21 protein-coding genes and 1 tRNA gene are annotated in these 20768 nt (G+C 61.2%); 15 read left to right on the top strand and 7 right to left on the bottom strand.

Annotated elements, in window-relative coordinates; genetic code table 11:
* Nucleotides 1-169: 169 nt before the first annotated feature.
* Both PARACOCCUSGL_RS0108280 and PARACOCCUSGL_RS0108270 read left to right on the top strand, forming a co-directional pair.
* A tRNA-Arg gene (locus PARACOCCUSGL_RS0108280) sits at nucleotides 170-246 on the top strand.
* A 409-nt stretch (nucleotides 247-655) separates the two neighbouring features.
* Nucleotides 656-928 carry a hypothetical protein gene (locus tag PARACOCCUSGL_RS0108270; protein ID WP_010395175.1) on the top strand — a complete coding sequence of 91 codons (273 nt, stop codon included), beginning with the start codon at nucleotides 656-658 and terminating at the stop codon, nucleotides 926-928.
* An 18-nt stretch (nucleotides 929-946) separates the two neighbouring features.
* Here PARACOCCUSGL_RS0108270 and PARACOCCUSGL_RS0108265 read toward each other — a convergent pair whose 3' ends face one another.
* The gene (locus PARACOCCUSGL_RS0108265; protein ID WP_010395173.1) at nucleotides 947-1723 is read right to left on the bottom strand and encodes a 2-keto-4-pentenoate hydratase; all 777 of its coding nucleotides are present in this window, start codon (nucleotides 1721-1723) and stop codon (nucleotides 947-949) included.
* A 194-nt stretch (nucleotides 1724-1917) separates the two neighbouring features.
* Here PARACOCCUSGL_RS0108265 and PARACOCCUSGL_RS0108260 point away from each other — a divergent pair, with 194 nt between their 5' ends.
* Together PARACOCCUSGL_RS0108260 and PARACOCCUSGL_RS21455 are read left to right on the top strand one after the other, a co-directional pair.
* Nucleotides 1918-3189, top strand: a complete 1272-nt coding sequence (locus PARACOCCUSGL_RS0108260) for a porin (RefSeq protein WP_237701500.1) — start codon at nucleotides 1918-1920, stop codon at nucleotides 3187-3189.
* Between the two features lie 64 nt (nucleotides 3190-3253).
* Entirely contained in the window at nucleotides 3254-3562 is a 309-nt protein-coding gene (locus tag PARACOCCUSGL_RS21455) for a hypothetical protein (protein ID WP_003168941.1), read from the top strand.
* Here PARACOCCUSGL_RS21455 and PARACOCCUSGL_RS22140 read toward each other — a convergent pair.
* Entirely contained in the window at nucleotides 3535-4122 is a 588-nt protein-coding gene (locus PARACOCCUSGL_RS22140) for a hypothetical protein (protein ID WP_029371834.1), read from the bottom strand. The two genes, PARACOCCUSGL_RS21455 and PARACOCCUSGL_RS22140, sit on opposite strands and share 28 nt — an antisense overlap.
* Before the next feature lie 245 nt (nucleotides 4123-4367).
* Here PARACOCCUSGL_RS22140 and dapA point away from each other — a divergent pair, with 245 nt between their 5' ends.
* The 11 genes from dapA (at nucleotide 4368) to PARACOCCUSGL_RS0108190 (ending at nucleotide 16304) form a co-directional block, all read left to right on the top strand.
* Entirely contained in the window at nucleotides 4368-5276 is a 909-nt protein-coding gene (dapA, locus tag PARACOCCUSGL_RS0108250; RefSeq protein WP_138918313.1) for a 4-hydroxy-tetrahydrodipicolinate synthase, read from the top strand.
* A gap of 182 nt (nucleotides 5277-5458) precedes the next feature.
* Nucleotides 5459-5653 carry a hypothetical protein gene (locus tag PARACOCCUSGL_RS0108245; RefSeq protein WP_010395165.1) on the top strand — a complete coding sequence of 65 codons (195 nt, stop codon included), beginning with the start codon at nucleotides 5459-5461 and terminating at the stop codon, nucleotides 5651-5653.
* A 54-nt stretch (nucleotides 5654-5707) separates the two neighbouring features.
* Nucleotides 5708-5956 carry a hypothetical protein gene (locus PARACOCCUSGL_RS0108240; protein ID WP_010395163.1) on the top strand — a complete coding sequence of 83 codons (249 nt, stop codon included), beginning with the start codon at nucleotides 5708-5710 and terminating at the stop codon, nucleotides 5954-5956.
* Between the two features lie 481 nt (nucleotides 5957-6437).
* The gene (kdpF, locus tag PARACOCCUSGL_RS21445) at nucleotides 6438-6527 is read left to right on the top strand and encodes a K(+)-transporting ATPase subunit F (RefSeq protein WP_067179871.1); all 90 of its coding nucleotides are present in this window, start codon (nucleotides 6438-6440) and stop codon (nucleotides 6525-6527) included.
* A 30-nt stretch (nucleotides 6528-6557) separates the two neighbouring features.
* Nucleotides 6558-8261 (top strand): potassium-transporting ATPase subunit KdpA, encoded by a 1704-nt coding sequence (kdpA, locus tag PARACOCCUSGL_RS0108230; RefSeq protein ID WP_010395161.1) that lies wholly within the window; start codon nucleotides 6558-6560, stop codon nucleotides 8259-8261.
* Nucleotides 8262-8488: 227 nt separating this feature from the next.
* Nucleotides 8489-10558 carry a potassium-transporting ATPase subunit KdpB gene (kdpB, locus tag PARACOCCUSGL_RS0108220; protein WP_010395158.1) on the top strand — a complete coding sequence of 690 codons (2070 nt, stop codon included), beginning with the start codon at nucleotides 8489-8491 and terminating at the stop codon, nucleotides 10556-10558.
* A 72-nt stretch (nucleotides 10559-10630) separates the two neighbouring features.
* A complete protein-coding gene (gene kdpC / locus PARACOCCUSGL_RS0108210; RefSeq protein ID WP_003168929.1) occupies nucleotides 10631-11203 on the top strand; it encodes a potassium-transporting ATPase subunit KdpC in 573 nt (190 codons plus the stop codon).
* A gap of 57 nt (nucleotides 11204-11260) precedes the next feature.
* Nucleotides 11261-13966: a sensor histidine kinase KdpD gene (locus PARACOCCUSGL_RS0108205; protein WP_029371830.1), complete on the top strand. Its 2706-nt coding sequence runs from the start codon at nucleotides 11261-11263 to the stop codon at nucleotides 13964-13966.
* Nucleotides 13963-14658: a response regulator transcription factor gene (locus PARACOCCUSGL_RS0108200; RefSeq protein ID WP_003168927.1), complete on the top strand. Its 696-nt coding sequence runs from the start codon at nucleotides 13963-13965 to the stop codon at nucleotides 14656-14658. The genes PARACOCCUSGL_RS0108205 and PARACOCCUSGL_RS0108200 overlap by 4 nt, the downstream gene beginning before the upstream one ends.
* Before the next feature lie 46 nt (nucleotides 14659-14704).
* Nucleotides 14705-15157 carry a PTS sugar transporter subunit IIA gene (locus tag PARACOCCUSGL_RS0108195; RefSeq protein WP_010395148.1) on the top strand — a complete coding sequence of 151 codons (453 nt, stop codon included), beginning with the start codon at nucleotides 14705-14707 and terminating at the stop codon, nucleotides 15155-15157.
* Between the two features lie 103 nt (nucleotides 15158-15260).
* On the top strand, nucleotides 15261-16304 hold the full coding sequence (locus PARACOCCUSGL_RS0108190; RefSeq protein ID WP_010395146.1) for a LysR family transcriptional regulator: 1044 nt from the start codon (nucleotides 15261-15263) through the stop codon (nucleotides 16302-16304).
* A 28-nt stretch (nucleotides 16305-16332) separates the two neighbouring features.
* On the opposite strand, the gene PARACOCCUSGL_RS0108185 is transcribed toward PARACOCCUSGL_RS0108190, so the two are convergent.
* The 5 genes from PARACOCCUSGL_RS0108185 to trbL form a co-directional block, all read right to left on the bottom strand.
* Nucleotides 16333-16554: a DUF2274 domain-containing protein gene (locus PARACOCCUSGL_RS0108185; protein ID WP_010395145.1), complete on the bottom strand. Its 222-nt coding sequence runs from the start codon at nucleotides 16552-16554 to the stop codon at nucleotides 16333-16335.
* Nucleotides 16551-17675, bottom strand: a complete 1125-nt coding sequence (locus PARACOCCUSGL_RS0108180; RefSeq protein ID WP_237701502.1) for a TrbI/VirB10 family protein — start codon at nucleotides 17673-17675, stop codon at nucleotides 16551-16553. The genes PARACOCCUSGL_RS0108185 and PARACOCCUSGL_RS0108180 overlap by 4 nt, the downstream gene beginning before the upstream one ends.
* A 68-nt stretch (nucleotides 17676-17743) precedes the next feature.
* Nucleotides 17744-18727, bottom strand: coding sequence for a P-type conjugative transfer protein TrbG (gene trbG, locus PARACOCCUSGL_RS0108175; RefSeq protein WP_010395141.1), 984 nt, complete (start codon nucleotides 18725-18727; stop codon nucleotides 17744-17746).
* The gene (gene trbF, locus PARACOCCUSGL_RS0108170; RefSeq protein WP_010395139.1) at nucleotides 18724-19413 is read right to left on the bottom strand and encodes a conjugal transfer protein TrbF; all 690 of its coding nucleotides are present in this window, start codon (nucleotides 19411-19413) and stop codon (nucleotides 18724-18726) included. The genes trbG and trbF overlap by 4 nt, the downstream gene beginning before the upstream one ends.
* Entirely contained in the window at nucleotides 19410-20768 is a 1359-nt protein-coding gene (gene trbL / locus PARACOCCUSGL_RS0108165; protein ID WP_010395136.1) for a P-type conjugative transfer protein TrbL, read from the bottom strand. Before trbL ends, trbF begins: the two co-directional genes overlap by 4 nt.

Here is a 20768-nt window from a genome sequence, read left to right as displayed (position 1 = left end):
GAAGTCGCATCCAAAGGTCGCGGAAGCGCCACGGAAGCAAACTGAGAGGAGGTTGTAGAGGACGAACGGCGAAATTTGGCAGGTTCAGGACCCGCCCCGTTTGCCGTCGATGCATTTGTTCGATTCGGGATTGACCCCGTTCGGTCTCGGACACTATCTGAATATCGATGCGCCCGTAGCTCAGCTGGATAGAGCGCCACCCTCCGAAGGTGGAGGCCACACGTTCGAATCGTGTCGGGCGCGCCATTTCATACCAGAACCATGAACACTTCTGCCGCTGTTCCCAAGATCGAAGTGGAGCGGGGGAGTAAGGTTTTCGATCCTGACCCCGTGATGCAGTTCACCTAGCAACGCACCTCAAGCTCCGAAATAAAATCCGCTTATGCAGCTTGCGGACCGTCCCTCTCGAATTCCTATGCAGCAGCATCCTAGAAAGAGCTGCGCACTGGAGCGCCGAGGGAGCGCTCATCGCAAATGGCTGGAAATGATAGGGTCCGGAAGAATCAGAACGAGGCGCCGCGCCCTCAGAAAGAGCCGGGGAACGGCGGGCTTGGCTTGCTGCTTATCCTGGCAATTACGGCAATCGGCGTCGGGTATGTCGGCTACCGGCTGTCTCTCGTCTTCGGCCTGATCTAAAGAACGATCCAGGCGTGTTATGCGGTTAGACGAGCAGTCGCGAGAGCACATTGGGCGCTATGGCATCAAGCTGGTCGTCGCCGCGGCAATCGCCTACATTCTGAAGAGTGAGAACTTCCTTGCAACCTTTGCGTTGTGGACCGGCATATACGGCGTAATGGCCGTCGCTTACGCAGTTAATCGCGGCGAACGATTCGGGAAGACCAGCTTCACCTATTGGGATGAAGCTCTATGGTTGGCGGTGACGGCGTTGGGCCTCTACATTTTCAGTGGCCATCAGTTGGCCGTCTGATCGGCTGCTTTTGTTGGTTCAAAGAAACCGTGCGGATGCGTCGCCAACGCCTGACAACTCCACCTTCAGTTCCTGACCAGGAAGAATTTGCAGCAGCATCGGGATGATCGATCCGGTTGCAACGATATCGCCGGCGCTGAGATAATTGCCTCTGGCGATCAGGTCATTCACGAGCCAGAGCGCAGAGTTAATCGGATCAACCAGCCCCTCTCCCGATGCCGACTGAAACACTGGAACGTTGTTGATCGACGCTCGCATGTCGATTGTGTCCATGGCCTCCAGGCCTGTTGGCTCATGATATTTGTCGACGATCGTCGAAACATGGAACGCATAGTCAGCGATGGCGGCCAGGTGTGGTTGCCCAGTCAGGTGACCACGTCGCCCGACAAGACCGATAGCCGGTTGGTAGCTCAGGACTGCCTTACAAAATTGATCGCGAGTGATGGGCCAATGGTCCGCCCCCAAGGGACCTCCGATCGTAAAGACGATTTCGCATTGTGCCCCGATGAAGCCTTGGGGAAGCCGGAACGGCCCGTGGGAGTCCTGAAGAACTGTTCCCACAGGGATCGGGCAGTAGATGGGACTGGCAAGGCCAAGCGTGCCGCGGATGGCGGGGCAAGTGCCTATCAGGGCGTAGCCTACCGCGTCATTGGCGAAGGCCGAGATTGCTGCTGACTGCACCGCCCAGGCGTCATCCTCGCTTCGAAGCAGATCGAACGGGATATCTGAGGTAATTCCCTGCCGACGGTTTTGGCAAAGCAAGTTAGCGAGATAGTCGAAATTCTGGTCAATCATAGAAGCACACTCCCGCGCGAGAGAGGGCGCAAAGTCGTGCTCAGTCAAATAAAAATCCGACTATATGAGTACGTATATTTTTGTCAGGGCTTTCTCTTATGAAAATACTATCGCAGCGCGGCTGAGCTCCCGTCGAAATAATATGCGGCTCTATTTAGCTTGAGGGTCCCACCAAACCGGAAGGATCTGAAGGTATGAAGCCGCTTAAACCGTCCCTCGCACCCGCCGCAACGGCCACAGCCGAGGCCGGTCGTCCAACAAGACCGGGGTCTGGGCGTCGGCGGACGCTTTGCCGGGACGCGGTCGGCGCGGTCGCGATCATGGCCGGTTCGATGATGGGTCTTGGCCAGGCAGCGGCGGAACCCCTGAGCGCGCCGAGCTTTGGTGGTCCTCTGCGCCCGAACCCCGATCCGATGAGCATGGATGCGGGCGTGTTTGGCCGGCTTCATACCACCGGCCAGCTCACAGGCATCGGCAATGCGCAGACGAACGGCATTCCCGGCGTCGATCCCCGAACGACAGATCCCCTCGTCGATATCGGCAATGCCCAGATTCAGGTGCAGACAACCGGGGCGCCTTTGACGTTCTTCGTCCAGGGCGGTGTCTACTCGCTGCCTTCTTTGGGCTCGGCCTACACCCGCGCAACCGACGTCACCGATCAGTTGTACGGGCCGGTGCCGGTTGCTTATGGCAAGCTCGAGCTGTCGCCGAATTTCTCAGTGCAGGCGGGTTTGCTGCCGACGTTGATCGGCGCGGAATCGACCTTCACCTTCCAGAATATGAATATCGCGCGCGGCCTGCTCTGGAACCAGGAGCCGGCGATCAGCCGCGGTGTTCAGGTGAACTATAGCAATGGACCGGTCAACGCCTCGGTGTCGGTCAATGATGGTTTCTCTTCAGGGGATTACAACTGGGTATCCGGTCTGGTGTCTTATGCGGCGACGCCGTCGAGCACGATCACGCTTGTCGCCGCAGGCAATTTTGCAGAGTCCGGCAAGACCGGCGCGGCGACGCCTCTGGCGCAGAACAACAGCAGCATCTTCAATGTGATCTACACCTATGTCGACGGCCCGCTGACGCTCCAGCCCTATCTGCAATACACAACGGTCCGCTCGAACAGGGACATCGGGATTGATCGCTCGGCCGAAACATTCGGCGGAGCGCTGCTGGCTCGATATGCCATCAATGAGAATTTCTCGATCGCTGGACGCGCCGAGTACATCGCTTCAAGCGGAGGAGATTGCGGCGTCGCCGCAGACTGCGCCCCCACCAATCTGCTCTACGGGCCGAAAAGCAGGGCGTGGTCGCTGACGGTGACGCCGACCTACCAGCGCGGGATTTTCTTCGCGCGCACCGAGCTCTCGTACACCCGCATTGACCGGGTCACCGAAGGCTACGGCTTTGGGTCCAACTTCGACAAACGCGACCAGGTTCGCGGGATGTTTGAAGCTGGGGTGCTTTTCTAGGACGGGCGCGGGCGGAAATGCGGGGCCACCGGCTCCGCAGACGCTCTGCGAGCTTAGGTGAAACATGGGTTTGGAACAGATCATATCGAAATTGGAGGCTCCTCAAGCCACAGCGACTGTGTATCCGGTCCTGCCCGTTCTCTGGGTCTATCGGAACTATGATGATCGCTGGACGGTGCATCTTGAAGGTGAAGACTCCGAGTGGTGCCACCCCACGCGCAATGATGCGGTCGGTGCCGCGAGGCTGATAGGCGAGAGTTACGGCTGCTATCGTCTCTATCTTCAACTGACAGACGGTCGCTTCTGCCTGGAGATGATGAACCTCAGTCGGCGGCGCGAGCCGCGTCAGATGGGGAGCGAGGGCGAAAATTGAGCCAGGCTGTACCAAGCAAGCGCCAAGTCTCCCGACACCTCTTCCGCTACGGCGTGGAGATCATCGTTCTGGTGGTGATCGCCGGTTGCGCTGTTCTTGCTGCCGCAGGCCCCAGCCTCTATCTGGTGCTCAGCAATGGCGGCTGAATGCAGAGTTGCAGGCCGTCCTGCTCGCCCCAGGTCGCCACGACCGAAACCGAAGTTCAGCAAACGCGAGCGACGCCATAGATCGGAATACCTGCTCCTGATGTTTGCGGCGAGCTGTGCTGCTGTGCAGGTCGTCGCCATAGTTTTTCTGAGAGCGGCATGACACGCCCTGCTGCTCCCGCTCTCCAACCCGACGACCGAAGGCGCGCTATTGGTGAAAGCCGTCTGGCTGAGTTGCCAGGCCTGAGGACGCAGTTGGAAATGGCCAGAGTCCTCAAGGAGCACCACGTCTGGCTGGCTGTGAGGATTATCGAGGAGCGCGAAGACCAGCCGCAGTTTCGACGGCACCTCCGGCTCCGTGATCTGCTCGAAGCAAATGCGTTGCTTGAAGCGGTGATCGAACTCGGAGCTCATCTGCAGCCAACACGCCACCCTTGGTCGATGGTCCGCTCGGGAGATCGTTGGCGTTGTCGCGTGGCGTGGAACGATCGCGGCAATTTGCGCAGGTGCATGGGCCGACACGATGACCTGGCGGCTGCCATGCTGATCGCATTGCTGAGCTCCCTCGGCCGTCGCCAGCGCCGGCCGAAAGAACTCTCGAAACGTGGAGAAGAGGCAGCATGAAACCCAGTGGCGACCCTCCCTTATTTGGCGGTCTGATGACCGCGCTTGTCACTCCGTTTAGGGGTGACGCTATCGATTTCGACGCCTTGGCGGAGCTCGCCAACTGGCAGATCGACCAGGGCGTACAGGGGCTTGTCGCCTGCGGCACCACGGGCGAGGCGCCGACCCTGTCTCATCCGGAATGGGCGGCGGTGATCCGTTTGTGCGTCGAGGTCTCCAATGGCCGTGTGCCGGTGATCGCCGGCTCGGGCACCAACGACACCCGGCGTACCGTGGAGTTGACCCGCGAGGCGGCTCGCCTTGGCGCGGACGGAGCTTTGGTCGTCACGCCTTACTATAGTCGGCCGAACCAGGAGGGCCTGTTCCGGCATTTCGAAAGCGTCGCGCAAGCTGCCGAGCTGCCGATTATCATCTATAACGTGCCTTCCCGGACGGCCGTCGATATCAGGATCGAAACGCTTGACCGCCTTGCGCACCTGCCCGGTCTTGTCGGCATCAAGGACGCAAGCGGAGATCCGACGCGGGTAAGCACGATGGCCCTCCGCTTTGGCGATCGTTTCACCCAGCTTTCCGGACATGACCGATCGATGCTGGCTTTCATGACGACTGGCGGCGATGGCGCCATTTCGGTCGTGTCGAACGTCGCTCCGATGCTGACCGTGGCGATGATCGGCGCGGTGCGAAAGAGTGCCTATCTGGAAGCTCGGCGCATCAACGCTCATCTTTTCCCGCTGATCGAGGCGTTGGAGCTTGAAAGCAATCCATGCCCGATCAAGTTCGCGTTGCATTGCGCGCGCGGATACTCGCCCGTCGTCCGCCTTCCGCTGGTCGAGGTCACTGAAGGCGCCGCAGCAAGAATACGCGCTGCCGTGGCGGAGATCGACTCCCTGGAGATCGATACGTCTTTGGCCGCCGAGAGGTCTCTCGTCCCCCTCTCGGCCTGATTGGGTCGTCTTTATAAGAACAGCATGATGCTGCTGTGTTCTCCAATGAAAATACTATGAAATCCGGCTGTCCGTGAAATGGAGAACAAATCCCGACATCCTTAAATTCAATGTATTGGCAAAAGGCATCATTTGACTCGACGAGTGGGATGGCCTGCCGATACTAAGAAAGGATCTCTGCAATGCACCCTCGCGGATACTATTTCTATGCGATGCAACAACAGAACAAGGCCAACCCTGGGCGGACGGATGGCGAAGCCAAGGTTGCCGTGCGCTCGGATGAGCCGATGGCCGACGTTGGAATGTTCCTGCGGCTCGGAGTCGTGATGGCCCTCGTGATTGCGGCCGTCGCCACAGTCACCGCGTTGGCTGGCTAGCGCGCCAACGACGTCCACAGCTCACTCTTCAACGAACAATCAGGATCATCCATCATGGCAAGTGCCGTTCAGCCGAAAGAGCCTCCCCAACCTCTGAACCATTTTTTCGTCGGCCAGGACAACCGAGGATGCTGGACCGTCCGCGATGAGCGTAACCTCGTCGGCGGCTGCTTTGTCAGCAAGGATGCGGCGATTCACTTCGCCCGTCAGGAAACCAATAACGCGCCGGGGGCTGTGATCTGCATGGCCGAAAGCCAGCGCCTGAGCCTTGACCCGCTGTTTGGACGCCGGGCCGCCGCCTAGCCGGTTGCCATCGATCCGACAGAGCCGCCTCACACTCGCTGAATTTATCGCGATGATGGCGATGGGAAAGTAACTCTCCCAGTTGAGATAAGCAAAGCCCGCCGCCTCTACCGAGTCGGCGGGCTTTTTGCTTGCTCATGGGCGGTTAGCGGAAATTCCTATGGAATTTTTATGCGTGCCGCCAAAATAACTATTAGATTCCTATTTTTTGAGGCCCCGTCCTCTCTCGAACCTATATGCGGTTCGCGTCCATATTTCCGCCAAATTCCTCCTCCGGCACCCGTGCTTACGCTTGGGCGCGCTGGAAGAATTATAGCTGTGGCTTGCCAGGTTTTCCGTCTTGGCTGGCCATTCGTATCAACTGCGGCGCCGGAGGCGAAAGCAATGGACGTTATTGTGCTGGCAATAGGTGTTGGATTTTTCGCACTGATGTTTGGATACATCAGAGTTTGCGAAAAGCTCTGACCGGGAGAAATCAATCATGATCTTGGAATACTTCCTCGGAGCAGCCGTCGCGGTCTTTGTGACTGGCTATCTGCTCTATGCCCTCGCTCGTCCCGAGCGGTTCTGATCAAGACAGTAGCTCGGAAAGAAACCACCGATGACAATAAATGGATGGATACAGATCCTGGTCTTTGCCGGGATCATCATCGCGCTGGTGAAGCCGCTCGGCGGCTATCTCACCCGCGTCCTGAACGGCGAGCGTACACTCCTTTCGGCCATTTTTGGGCCGCTCGAACGGGGACTGTACCGTGTCGCTGGAACGAATGAGAAAGAGGAGCAGCATTGGACGACCTATGCGCTGGCCATGCTGCTCTTCAACCTCGCCGGCTTCGTGATGCTCTATCTTGTTCAACGCCTCCAGGGAGGGTTGCCGTTCAACCCTCAGGGATTGGGAGCGATTGAGCCGACCAGCGCCTTCAATACCGCTGTCAGCTTCATGACCAATACCAACTGGCAGGGCTATGGCGGCGAGACCACCATGAGCTATTTCAGCCAGATGGCAGGTCTGGCTGTTCAGAACTTCTTGTCGGCAGCGACGGGCATCGCGATTGCAATTGCATTGATACGCGGGTTTTCCCGGGCATCAGGCAAATCAGTCGGCAATTTCTGGGTCGATCTTACCCGGATCACGCTGTACGTCCTGCTGCCCATCTGCTTCGTCGGCAGCCTGGTTCTGGTCTGGCAGGGCGTTCCGCAGAACCTCAACCCGTACACCATCGCAACAACCGTTGAAGGCGCGCAGCAAACCATCGCTCAGGGTCCGGTCGCATCTCAGATGATGATCAAGCATCTGGGAACTAACGGCGGCGGCTTCTTCAACGTCAACGCTTCGCACCCGTTCGAAAACCCGAATGCCTTCACCAACCTCATCCACATGGTCTCGATCTTCGCCATCGGCGCTGCTCTGACCAACGTGTTTGGTCGCATGGTCGGCAGCGAGAAAAAAGGCTGGGCTATCTTCACCGCCATGGGCGTCCTGTTCCTCGCCGGTGTCGCAATCACCTATTGGGCCGAAGCTGCGGGCAATCCGATTCTCCATTCGCTTGGCCTTGAGGGCGGCAACATGGAAGGAAAGGAAACCCGTTTCGGTATCGTCACGTCGGCGCTCTTTGCAGTCGTTACGACCGCTGCGTCGTGCGGCGCCGTCATAGCCATGCACGACAGCTTCATGCCGCTGGGCGGGATGATCCCGATCATCAACATGATGCTCGGCGAAATCATCATTGGCGGTGTCGGCGCAGGCTTCTACGGCATCATCCTGTTCGTCGTCGTCGCGATCTTCGTTGCAGGGCTTATGGTCGGGCGGACACCCGAGTATCTCGGCAAGAAGATTGAGGCGAAGGAAGTGAAGATGGCCATGCTCGCTGTCTTGTGCCTGCCTCTTTCAATACTTGGCTTCACCGCGATTGCCGTAGTGCTCGACACGGGCGTGGCTTCGATGGCGAACGCAGGTCCACACGGATTCTCCGAAGTTCTCTATGCCTACACATCCGGCACGGCGAACAATGGATCGGCGTTTGCAGGTCTTTCTGCCAATACGCCCTGGTACAACATCACGATTGGCCTCGCGATGTTGATGGGACGCTTCATGGTGATCGTTCCGGCGCTGGCTATCGCTGGCTCCCTGGCCGCCAAGAAAACGGTTCCCGAGTCCAGCGGCACCCTGCCTACGACCGGGCCTCTGTTTGTCGGTCTTCTGGTGGGCGTGATCCTGATCGTCGGCGGCCTGACGTTCTTCCCTGCCTTGGCGCTGGGTCCGATCGTCGAGCACTTCGCCATGTTGGCGGGCCAGACTTTCTGAGAACCGCGATGACGGCCAAATGGCTGAGATCGATCCGATTTGTCGTGAACCCTCGCTCCTGGCTTCAGGAGCGAGGGGCGGCCAGACCGCCCAGGGCATCGACGATCATTCTCGGCATGACACTGGCTTTGGGGGGCGTGGTGCTCCTCGCCAAACTTATCACTGAATTGCTCGCGGCGGCGTGACCGAGTGGTTGGCCCCCAAGAACAAACTCGCTGGAGTTTCTTATGAACCAGTCCAAATCCGCGAGCATGCTGGACGCTCGCATACTCGTTCCGGCCATAGGGGATGCGTTTCGGAAACTGAATCCGAAAAGCCTCGCTAAAAACCCGGTCATGTTCGTCGTCGCCGTCGTGTCGGTCCTGACGACGGTGCTTCTGCTCAAGGACATTGCTACAGGAGCCGAAAGCGTCGGCTTCTCTCTGCAGATCGTGCTGTGGCTTTGGTTCACCGTGCTCTTCGCCAATTTCGCAGAGGCCGTGGCCGAAGGACGCGGCAAGGCGCAGGCTGAATCGCTTCGGCGAACCCGCACGGAGACCCAGGCCAAGCTGCTCTCGAACGGCGGCTCCGACTACAAAATGGTGCCGGGCGCCACGCTGAAGGTCGGTGACGTCGTTCTCGTTGAACCGGGCGACATCATCCCATCTGACGGCGAAGTCATTGAGGGTGTGGCCTCGGTGAACGAAGCGGCGATTACGGGCGAGTCAGCTCCGGTCATCCGCGAGTCTGGCGGGGATCGCTCTGCCGTCACGGGTGGCACCCAGGTCCTTTCCGACTGGATCAAGGTCCGGATCACGGCTGCGGCCGGCTCGACCTTCATCGATAAGATGATTGCTCTGGTCGAAGGCGCCGAACGCCAGAAAACGCCGAACGAGATCGCGCTCAACATCCTGCTTGCGGGAATGACGTTGATCTTCGTACTGGCCGTGGTGACCATCCCGAGCTTCGCGACCTATGCGGGCGGGTATGTTCCCATCATCGTTCTGGTCGCCCTGTTCGTCACGCTGATTCCGACCACCATTGGCGCGCTGCTGTCGGCCATCGGCATTGCCGGTATGGACCGTCTGGTCCGCTTCAATGTTCTGGCCATGTCCGGCCGCGCCGTTGAAGCCGCCGGCGACGTTGACACGCTGCTGCTTGACAAGACCGGCACGATCACGCTCGGCAACCGTCAGGCGAGCGAGTTCCGGCCGATCCGGGGCGTCACCGAAAAGGAACTCGCCGATGCAGCGCAGCTTGCTTCGCTTGCCGACGAGACCCCTGAAGGCCGCTCGATCGTCGTGCTCGCCAAGGAAAAATACGGCATCCGCGCACGCGACATGGCGAGCCTCAACGCGACATTCGTCCCGTTCACGGCGCAGACCCGTATGAGCGGCGTCGACCTGGAGGGCTCGTCCGTCCGTAAAGGCGCGGTCGATGCGGTCTTGAAGCATGTGGAACTCTCCACGGTCGCGACCGGCAGCCCGCGTGCGTCCGGTGAGAGCGTCCGTGAGCTCCAGGCTATCGCCGACGAGATCGCCAAGGCAGGCGGCACGCCGCTTGCCGTGGTGAAGGATGGCCGCCTCCTCGGCGTCATCTATCTCAAGGACATCGTCAAGGGCGGCATCAAGGAGCGGTTCGCCGAGCTGCGCCGCATGGGCATTCGCACGGTGATGATCACCGGCGACAACCCGATGACCGCGGCGGCTATCGCTGCCGAAGCCGGTGTCGACGACTTCCTGGCGCAGGCGACGCCGGAGAACAAGCTGGCGCTGATCCGTGAGGAACAGGCCAAGGGCAAGCTGGTCGCCATGTGCGGCGACGGCACCAATGACGCCCCGGCGCTCGCCCAGGCGGATGTCGGCGTCGCCATGAACACCGGCACGGTCGCCGCCCGCGAGGCCGGCAACATGGTGGATCTCGACAGCGATCCGACCAAGCTGATCGAAATCGTGGAAATCGGCAAGCAATTGCTGATGACGCGCGGCGCGCTGACGACGTTCTCGATCGCCAACGATATCGCGAAGTATTTCGCGATCATCCCGGCGATGTTCCTGGCGTTCTATCCGCAGCTTGGTGAGCTCAACATCATGGGCCTTGCTTCACCGCAGAGCGCTATCCTGTCGGCGATCATCTTCAATGCCCTTATCATCGTGGCGCTGATCCCGCTGTCGCTGAAAGGCGTGAAGTATCGTGCGATCGGAGCCGGTTCGCTGCTGTCCCGGAATCTCCTGATTTACGGGCTGGGCGGCATTCTCGTGCCCTTCGCCGGTATCAAGCTCATCGACATGGCCATCACAGCCGCTGGCCTCGTTTAGTCGAAAGCGGTCACCAGAGACACAATCCGCGAAGCGATATCCATCAGCAGCGGACCATTCAGGACAGAAACGATGCTCAAGCAAATCAGACCCGCGATTTTCTTTATTGTCGCACTAACCGTCATAACCGGTCTCATATACCCCCTTAGCGTGACCGGTATCGCGCAAGCTATTTTCCCCCAACAGGCCAATGGGAGCCTCATTGAACGTGAAGGCGTGGTCATAGGCTCCGAACTCATCGGCCAGAACTTTGCCGGCGAGCGCTACTTCCACCCGCGTCCTTCGGCTGCCGGTTCAGATGGCTACGATGCTGGCGCTTCCAGCGGCTCCAATCTCGGCCCCACCAGCCAGGCGCTTCGTGATCGCGTCGCAGCCGATACTGAGGCTCAGCGGGCCGCGAACGGTGGCGCAGCGGTCCCCATGAACCTTGTTACGGCCTCTGGCAGCGGCCTCGATCCCCATATTACGCCTGAGGCCGCCTACTTCCAGGTGGGCCGTGTCGCCAGAGCGCGCGGCATCGATGAGGCCACGGTGCGCGTACTGGTCGATCAGCACGTCGAGCAGCGCATACTCGGCTTCCTGGGAGAACCCGTGGTCAACGTTCTCAAGCTGAACCTGGCGCTCGACAGCGCCAATAGAGGCTGAATGAAGTTGTCAGGACGGCTATAATAGCCGTCCTGACCGTTGATCCGGAGTCATGAAGTGTCTGACGACCCAATACGAGAGCAGAGCCGTCCATCGCCCGATGCATTGCTGGAAAGTGCGCAACGGGAGACGCGCGGCCACCTCAAGATCTTTCTTGGGGCGGCGCCGGGTGTGGGCAAGACGTACGAGATGCTCATGTCGGGCCGGGCCCAGCGCGCAGACGGCGTCGATGTTGTCATCGGGGTGGTCGAGACCCACGGGCGGGCGGAGACCGAGGCTCTGGTCGAGGGGTTCGAGATCGTTCCGCGCCGCACTGTGCCGTATCGAGGGCATGTGCTCGATGAGATGGATATCGACGCAATTCTGGCGCGCAAGCCGGCGCTGGTCCTGGTGGACGAGCTCGCCCATACCAACGCGCCGGGCAGTCGCCATCCGAAGCGCTATCTCGATGTCGAGGAACTGCTCGCGAACGGCATAGACGTCTACAGCACCCTCAACATCCAGCACGTCGAAAGCCTCAACGACGTGGTGGCGCAGATCACACGGATACGGGTGCGCGAGACCGTTCCGGATTCGATCATTGACCGCGCCGACGATATCAAAATCATCGACATCACGCCGGGCGACCTGATCAAGCGCTTGAACGAGGGCAAGGTCTATCTGCCCAAGACCGCGAAGCGTGCGACGCAGAACTACTTTTCGCCGAGCAACCTGACCGCGCTGCGCGAACTTGCGCTTAGGCGGACAGCGCAGCGCGTTGACGATCAACTGGTGACGCACATGCAGGCGCATGCGATCGCCGGGCCGTGGTCGGCCGGCGAACGCGTCCTGGTTTGCATCAACGAACGCCCTGGAGCGATGGCGCTTGTGCGCTATGGCCGGCGTCAGGCGGACCGCTTTCGTGCGCCATGGGCCGCGGTTCACGTCGAGACGAGCAAGGACGCCCGACTCTCCGAGCAGGATAAGGACAAGATTGCCAGCGCCTTGCGTCTCGCTGAGCAGCTCGGAGCCGAAGCGGTTACCTTGCCCGGCGAGAACGTCGCGCAAGAAATTCTGACCTACGCATCCACCAACAACTACACACACGTCATCGTCGGCATGCCGACCTCGCCCAGGTGGCGAGAGATCTTCGCGGGCTCCGTTTCGCATGATCTGATCCGCGCCAAGACGGATGTGAGCGTTCATGTCATCTCGCCGGGCAACGGCGAGGAAACGCGATCTCCAGCGACAGTCAGCGCGCGACCCAAACGACGAGTCGACTTCGGCAACTATCTGTGGAGTTCGCTCTACGTCGCCATGGCGTTGGGTATTGGAACGGCGCTGTCGCGCTTTCTGGATGTCCGCAACATCGCCCTCGTCTTTCTGATGGCCGTGCTGGCCTCGGCGATGGGCGGCGGCCTCTGGCCGGCGCTGTTCGCTTCCGTATTGGGCGCGCTAGTCTTCAACTTCTTTTTCCTCGAACCGCGCTACACGCTCGATATCGGCGATCCCGAGAGCGTCGTGGCCTTCGCGTTTTTTCTCGGCGTTGCGGTTGTTGCCAGCAATCTGGCGGGCCGGGTGCAAAGGCAAGCCGTGACGGCGCGCCAGCGGGCCAAAACGACCGAGGGCCTTTATCTCTTCAGCAAGAAGCTCGCCGGCGCCGGGACCTTGGGTGACGTTCTCTGGGCCACGGTCTATCAGATCGCTTCCATGCTTCAGGTCAGGGTCGTCGCTCTGCTGCCTGAGAACGGCCGTATCGCGGTCCAGGCGGGTTTCCCGCCCGATGACACGCTCGACGATGCCGATATTGCGGCGGCCCAGTGGGCCTGGGAGCATGACAAGCCTGCAGGGCGTGGGGCGGATACGCTGCCGGGAGCGAAGCGCCTTTACCTCCCTCTGAAGACCGGCAGAACACGGGTCGGCGTCATCGGTCTGGACAATGACAAGCAAGGGCCGGTTCTGACGCCCGCAGAACAGCGGCTTTTCGATTCTCTGGCGGATCAGGCTGCTCTGGCGATCGAGCGGATCCAACTTGTCGCGGATGTCGACAATGCGCGTCTGGCCGCCGAGGCGGACAAGCTGCGCTCCGCGCTTTTGACGTCACTATCGCATGACCTCAAGACGCCTTTGGCGTCGATCCTCGGTTCGGCGGGAGCGCTGAGAGACTATTCGACATCCCTGACGGACTCCGGCCGGGTGGAACTGCTGACGACGATTGTCGAAGAGGCCGAAAGGCTCAATCGGTTCATCGCGAACCTGCTTGACATGACCCGGCTGGAATCCGGCGCTGCGGCGGTATCGCTGACGCCACTGTTCATCGGCGACAGCGTCGGCAGCGCCCTGCGCCGAGCTGAGAAGATTTTGGCTCTCCATAGGGTCGACCTTGCCGTGCCGCCCGATCTGCCGATGGTCCGGCTCGATCCGGTCTTGTTCGAGCAAGTGCTGTTCAATCTGCTCGACAATGCCCGCAAATACGCACCGTCAGGGTCGCGGATCGGGCTTCGGGCGTGGGCCGACGAGAGCCACGTCACATTGCAGGTAGTCGATGAAGGGCCCGGCATTCCGCCCGACGATCTAACCAGGATTTTCGACAGTTTCTATCGCGTCCGGAAGAAGGACCACGTCCAGGCTGGAACCGGGCTTGGACTTTCCATCTGCAAGGGATTTGTCGAGGCGATGGGCGGAACGATTTTCGCGACCAACCGGGCCGACAGACCCGGCGCCATTTTCACGCTGCGGTTTCCGATCGGACCGGAGCCCTCGACTTTGGAAGGAAGGATATGAGTACGTCCGTAGTCAAGATTCTCGTCGTCGATGACGAGCCGCCGATCAGGAAACTTCTGCGCGTCGGCCTGACAGCCGAGGGCTATGCCATGGTCGAGGCTGCAAACGGCGAGGACGCCGTCGCGCTGCTCACAGAGGAAAAGCCCGATCTCATTCTGCTTGATCTCGGGCTGCCCGATATTTCCGGCCATGAGCTGCTTGAAAGGTGGCGGGCCGAGCTTGTCGAACTGCCGATCGTCATCCTCTCCAGCCGGACCGATGAAACGGGCATCGTCAAGGCGCTGGAACTGGGTGCCGATGACTATCTCACCAAACCATTCGGGATGCGCGAGCTGGCGGCGCGCATTCGGGTGGCGCTCAGGCACAAGCTCCAGCAGCAGGGCGAACGCCCGATATTCCAGGTCGGCGATCTCTCGGTCGACCTGGTGAAGCGGATCGTCAAGGTCGCAGACAAGGAGGTGAAGCTCTCACCCAAGGAATACGAAATCCTGCGCATTCTCGTGCAGCACGCTGGCAAGGTCATCACGCACCAGCACATCCTCAAGCATGTGTGGGGCGGCTCGACCGATGTCCAATATCTGCGGGTCTATGTCCGCCAGTTGCGGCAGAAGATCGAGGCCACGCCCGATCAGCCGCAATATATCCTTACTGAAACTGGTGTCGGTTACCGCCTCCGTGAGCCGGAGCAGTGACCACGCGCGCTCGTCCACGGGCGGGCGACTTAACGTGAGTACTCCTATGAACCTGTCATCTGCCATCGCACCAGAGGACGTGATCCTTGATCTATCCATCTCGACAAAAGCCGTCCTGATCAAGAAGCTGGCCGCGCATGCGGCCGCCCGCACCGGGCTGACTGAGGAAACGATCCATACAGCTTTGCTAGGGCGCGAGCGTCTGGGTTCGACCGGCATCGGCCATGGCGTCGCCATGCCTCATGCGCCGGTTCCGGGACTTCAGGCATCCTTCGCCGCGCTGATGGTGCTGAAGAAGCCCATTGAATTCGAGGCAGTGGACGACCTTCCGGTCGACGTTGTCTTTCTCCTGCTCTCGGCCCCCGACGGCAGCAACGAGTACCTGAAGATTCTCGCCGCGGTCGCACGCCGGACCCGCGATGAGCAGGTCATGAAAATGCTGCGCGGCGCGAAGACCGCGACTGCCGCGTATTCGGTCCTGGTAGAGCAGCCGGTATGAGGAGTTTCCGACGACCGGATCGACAAGAGGTCGCGGAAGTCGCTGGCTTCGCCCGAAAGGCGGGACCGGGACAGATCGTAGTTGTCTTTTTCAAAGGGGACCGTTGCCCAAGGCCAATGGTCTTGAGGGAGTTATCGCTTCCTCCGCCGACAGACTGAAGGTCGAGTGGATGGAGGAGGAAAACCAGGACTCAGAGGGGCCTTCTTTTCCTCCTGTGTCCGCGAAGATCCCGTTTGACCTGAGCTCGCTTCAGTATGTCGTGGCGGCGGCGGACTACCGCTCCTTTCGGCGCGCTGCGGAGGCGTTGGGCCAGTATCCGGCGACAGTGAGCCGGGGCGTGCAACGCATTGAGGATGTGGTGGGCGTTTCGTTCTTCGAGCGATGCCCTTCCGGGATTCGCCTGACGCATGCCGGAGAGCAATTTGTCGCCGCCGTCCGTCCAGCGATTGACCAGATCATGCGAGCGACCCAAACCGCCGGCGCGGCGGGTCGCGGCGAAAACGGCAGCCTGAGCATCGGTGTTCTGACGTCGCTTGCGGGCGGGTTTCTGAGGGAGCTCATCGAAAAGTATGCCTTGCTACATCCAGAGGTGGCCATAGAGATCAGAGATGGGGGACGGGCTGAACACGTCGCCGCACTGCGGGCGCGACAACTGGATATCGCTTTTATCACCGGGAATGGCGCGATCGCCGATTGTGAAACAGCCGAACTCTGGCAGGAACGAGTGCATGTTGCGCTCTCGGCGGATCATCATCTAGCCGAGCGTGAATCGGTCGAATGGTCGTGGCTCCGCGACCAGAAATTCCTAGCGACAAAATGCGCGCCGGGGCTCGAAGTGCATGATTACATCGTTCGTAGGCTGGCGGACTACAGCACCTATCCTGCGATCGAGATCATGCCCTGCAACCAGGAGACCTTGATGAATATGGTCGCAATCGGCAGGGGCATAACCGTTGTGTCGGCCGGTTGGCGCTTTGTCTCTATCCCTCGGCTCGTACTGCGACCTTTGGTCGAGGACGAAGACATAGTGCCGTTCAGCGCAGTTTGGGCACCCGGCCGGGATAACCCGTCACTTCGGCGTTTTCTCTCGCTGGCCTCGAGACTGGCGTCCAAAGACTCTGGGGAACGTCCGCGGCGGCTCATCTGATCTCGCCTAACCGCAGTCGGTGCCGCGATCACTCGCGATTTCGGCGCGCTTTGGCGAACCCCCGGTCCGTCGCCATGAACCGCTCAAGCATCGGTACAATGAGTCTTTTGGGGTCGCTGACGGGCTGGCCCGATTCACGGCCGAGCGCCTCCGCATAGGCACTGAGGTCACGGTGAAGAGCGCCTGGCAGGTCGAGCGTGATCTTCACCGGCTTATCCTCTTCGATTGGGCCGAGCTTCAGTTTGGTCATTGCGCTGCTCCGTAGGGTTCGAGCACCAGGTCGCGAGTGACAATCACGCGGACCGGGAATCCCGGCCGGATTGTTAGCGTGGGCGCGACCTGCAACTGACGACGGATGATCTGCTGGCCCGCGTCATTGATGGTGTCCTGGGCTCCGTCGCGAATCGCGCGGATCAGGCGGTCCTCATCATCGACCGCGAGCTCGGCGCCCACGGCGAGAAGTGTCGACAACCCGGCGGCTTTCGCAAGGTCCCACCAATGGTAGTCGACGCCGTCCTCAAGGCCGGCATAACCTTGCGTGTCGGCACCGGGCTGGCGTTCCAGGACAATAGAGCGCCCGTTCGGCAAGATCAGCCGGTTCCAGACCAGCAGCACGCGGCGCTGTCCGAAGCCGACATCATTGCTGTATTCGCCGATGATGCGCGTGCCCTGGGGGACGAGCAGGATGCGGCCGGTGGGACTGTCATAGATGTGCTCGGTCACCTGGGCGGTGATCTGGCCGGGAAGGTCGGAGCGGATGCCGGTGATGAGGGCTGCGGATATCACTGCGCCGGCCTGAAGCACATAGGGAGATGCCGGCGCCATGACGCGATCTGGCGACACCGTTCGCCGATCGACGGTGGCATTGAGGAAAGCGCTCTGCCGGTCTTGGGCGGTTGGCGTTCCAACCTGCCCCGGCAGACCGAGGCCCGCCAGTGGCGGATTGCTCATGCCGGGGCTTGCGGGCGGCGCGCCCGTTCCGGGTCCGGTTTGGAAGAACACCCGGCTCGTTCGGGCAGCTTCTTCCTCGGCGAGACGACGTTGCTCCTCGGGATCGACCTGAGGTGTCACCATTGCTGGCGGCACGACGGGCTGGCCGCGGTTCTGGGCGTCGAGGATCGGACCGCCGAGATCGCCCGGCAAAGGCGGGCCGAGGACCGGTCCGGTATAGTCGCGCGGCAGTCCCGCAAGACCATCGGCAGTGGTTCTGTTCTCCGTGGAATAGAGCTCCTCGTTGCCAGGCCCGCCTTGGCGCGTCTGCAACGCATAAATCAGAGCGCTGCCGATGCCGATGCTGGCGACGAGGCCGACACCAGCCAATACCTTGCGGGACAGCCGGGTGACGCGCGGAGGCTCAGCGCGCAGCCGCATGGTCGAGGTTGATTCGACAGTGGGACCGGCGGGCGCCAGGCCGTCATCGCGGTTATCTTCCTTGTTGCTCATGACGCTGGCCTCCCGTCGGTACGGACAATCCTGACGGTTTGCTGGCGGTCGCCGCTGCCGAGTCTCAGCTCGGCCGCGCCGAAGAGGCGATCGACGATCAGGATGTGCTGGAAAATGCGGCTGTTGACGATCTGCGCTTCGCCATCGGAACCAATGACGAAGAGCGGCGGCATCTCGCCCTGGACGATGCCGCGCGGGAACTCAACATAGACCCGCCGTCCGTCATCATAGACCGACACCGGCCGCCAGGGCGGTGAATCGCCGGTCAAGCCATAGCGATAGTTGCGCGCCGAGGCGACGGGGATGACGGGCGTCGCCGGGACGCTCTGCCTCTGACCTGCGGGCGGCTGCGGGTAGGCCCAAGCGACGGCGGGCATATAGGGCGCTTCGCCGGAGCGCAGCTCGATCATGTAAACCCGCCGATCGGTCGTGATGACGAGGTTGGTCGTGATGTCAGCGCGACTTGGCTTGACGAGGATATGGACGCGACGGGTCGCGCCGCTGCCGCTTTCGGTATCGCCGATGATCCATCGTGCCGTGTCGCCGGCGGCGATGGGACCGGCCCCTGTCAGGCTCTCCCCTGGCTCCAGCGCGATATTGGTGATCTGCCCGGGCGCGGCATAGACCTGATAGAGCGCGCCTTCGCTCCACGGATAGATCTGGATCGAGTTGAAATAGCCTTCGCGGCGAGGCTGAACGCGGGCGGCCGAGTTGGCGTTCTGGACGCGCCCCTCCGGGGTGTTGGCGGCTGTTCCCCCTCTTGCCGGCGTCCATGCCGGAGGGACATGCAATGGCCTCGGCTGCGCGTCCGCAACGACTGCCGGCACGGCGGGCAGCGGCGGCACGTCCGAGTCGTAACTGATTTGCGGCGGCCGATTGGTCGCGCAACCGGCAAGTACGGTCGCGGAAAGCAGAACGACCGCCAGGCCAGATTTGGGAAAACCCTGAAACGCGGATTTGCTCATCGGAGGGCGGCTCATTGGCTCATCTCCCGCGACCAGTTGATGGCATTGACATAGATACCCAGGGGATTGGCGCGGAGGCGTTCTGCGTCGCGCGGCGTCTGGATGACGATGGTCAGGATGGCGGTCCAGCGTTCTGTCCGGGCGAGCTGGCCGTTTTCATAGTGACGCTCTGTCCAGGCGACACGGAAGCTATCGGGGGAAGCCCGGATCACACTTGAGACTTCTACGGCGACTTGCTGGCGGCCGACCCGTGTGAAGGGGTCGTTGGAGCGGGCGTAATCGTTCAGCGCTGCGGCGCCGCGATCAGTGGTCCATTCATAAGCGCGAAGCCAGTTCTGGCGCACGATGATGGCGTCAGACGGAATCGCGCGGGTCTGTTCGATGAAGCGAGCAAGGTGGAAAGCGATCTGAGGGTCGTTGGGCCGATAGTCCGCGGAGGCTGGCGCGACGGTTTGCGCCTGGCCGAGATTATCGACCTGCACGACCCAAGGCACGACGGTCCCGCGTGCTGACTGCCAGACCAGGGCTGCGGCAAACCCCGCTGTGAGAATCAGGCTGCCGAACGCCATGTAGCGCCAGTTCTTCGCCTGCACGCGGGCCGAGCCGATGCGTTCGTCCCAGACCTGAGCAGCCTTCTGATATGGTGTTTCAGGCTCGGGTGTCTTGCCATAGTGGGTAGCGGGTCGTTTGAAGAGGCTCATGAGCGATCACTTTCAGAAAGGTTGACGGAAGAGCCGCCGCCATGGCTGTCGCCGGAGCGCACGGCGTGACCGGCCGCTGAGACGCCGTGGCTGAGGGCCTGGCTGCGTTTCATGCGCTTTGCCCAGTCAGGGGCTCCATCTCGCGGAGGGCTGGCGGAAGCGTGGGCAGCGTCGGCGCCGCCGATGGTCCCCATGGTCGAGGACCCGCCGGTGGCTCCGAAACCGGCCTTCGCGCCTTCGGCGAAGCTGGACTTGACGCTTTCGCCAGCTTTCGTTGCGGCGCGCTTGAGCGGCGATGCGGCAGCCGAACCTGCTGCGCGTGCGACGCCTCCGAGGCCCGAGGCCACGCCCGACGCGCCAGTCTGACCAAGAGAACCGAGACTGTAGGCCGAGGATGCAGCGCCGGCAGCGGCAGCGCCACCACGCACGGCGGCGGCTCCACCGGACATGGCGGCGGCGCCGCCTTTGACGGCCAAGCCCGCTGCACCACCTGCGGCCAGCGCCGCGCCGCCGACGGCAAGCCCCGTGCCGACTGCGGCGCCGGCGCCGAGCTGCGGACCGCCTGAGACAAGGCCGCTGGCGATGCCAGGACCGAAGATTCCCAGGCCGAGCAGCGAAAGCGCAGCGAGGACCACGGCCATGGCCTCGTCAATCGTAGGGGTCTCGCCGCCGAAGCCAGCGGTAAACTGGGAGAAGAGGGTCGATCCGATGCCGATGATGACGGCAAGCACCAGGACCTTGATGCCGGATGACACGACATTGCCCAGCACGCGCTCGGCCATGAAGGCGGTCTTGCCGAACAGCCCGAAGGGTATCAGCACAAAGCCGGCAAGCGTCGTGAGCTTGAACTCGATCAGCGTTACGAAGAGCTGCACAGCCAGGATGAAGAAGGCGAGAAGCACCAGAGCCCATGCGAACAGCAGGCAGGCGATCTGGATGAAGTTCTCGAAGAAGGCGATCCACCCCATCAGATCGGAAATGGATTCGAGCAGTGGACGGGCGGCATCAAGACCGGTCTGCGCCACCTTGCCAGGGCGCAAAAGATCCTGAACGGTGAAGCTGGTGCCCGAACCCTTCAGACCGAGGCCGGCGAAACTGTCGAAGACGATGTTCGCCAGATTGTTCCAGTTGCCGATGATGTAGGCAAAGACGCCGACGAAAAGTGTCTTCTTTACAAGGCGCGCGATGATGTCGTCGTCAGCTCCCCAGGACCAGAAGAGCGCTGCCAGCGTCACGTCGATGACGATGAGGGTTGTGGCGATGAAGGCGACTTCGCCGCCAAGCATGCCGAAGCCGGAATCGATGTAGCGGGTGAAGGTCCCGAGGAATGTGTCGATGACGCCGGTGCCGCCCAT

The organism is Paracoccus sp. TRP (assembly GCF_000185925.1).
Lineage (GTDB): Bacteria > Pseudomonadota > Alphaproteobacteria > Rhodobacterales > Rhodobacteraceae > Paracoccus > Paracoccus kondratievae.
This window is presented reverse-complemented; position numbering and strand designations above follow the sequence as displayed.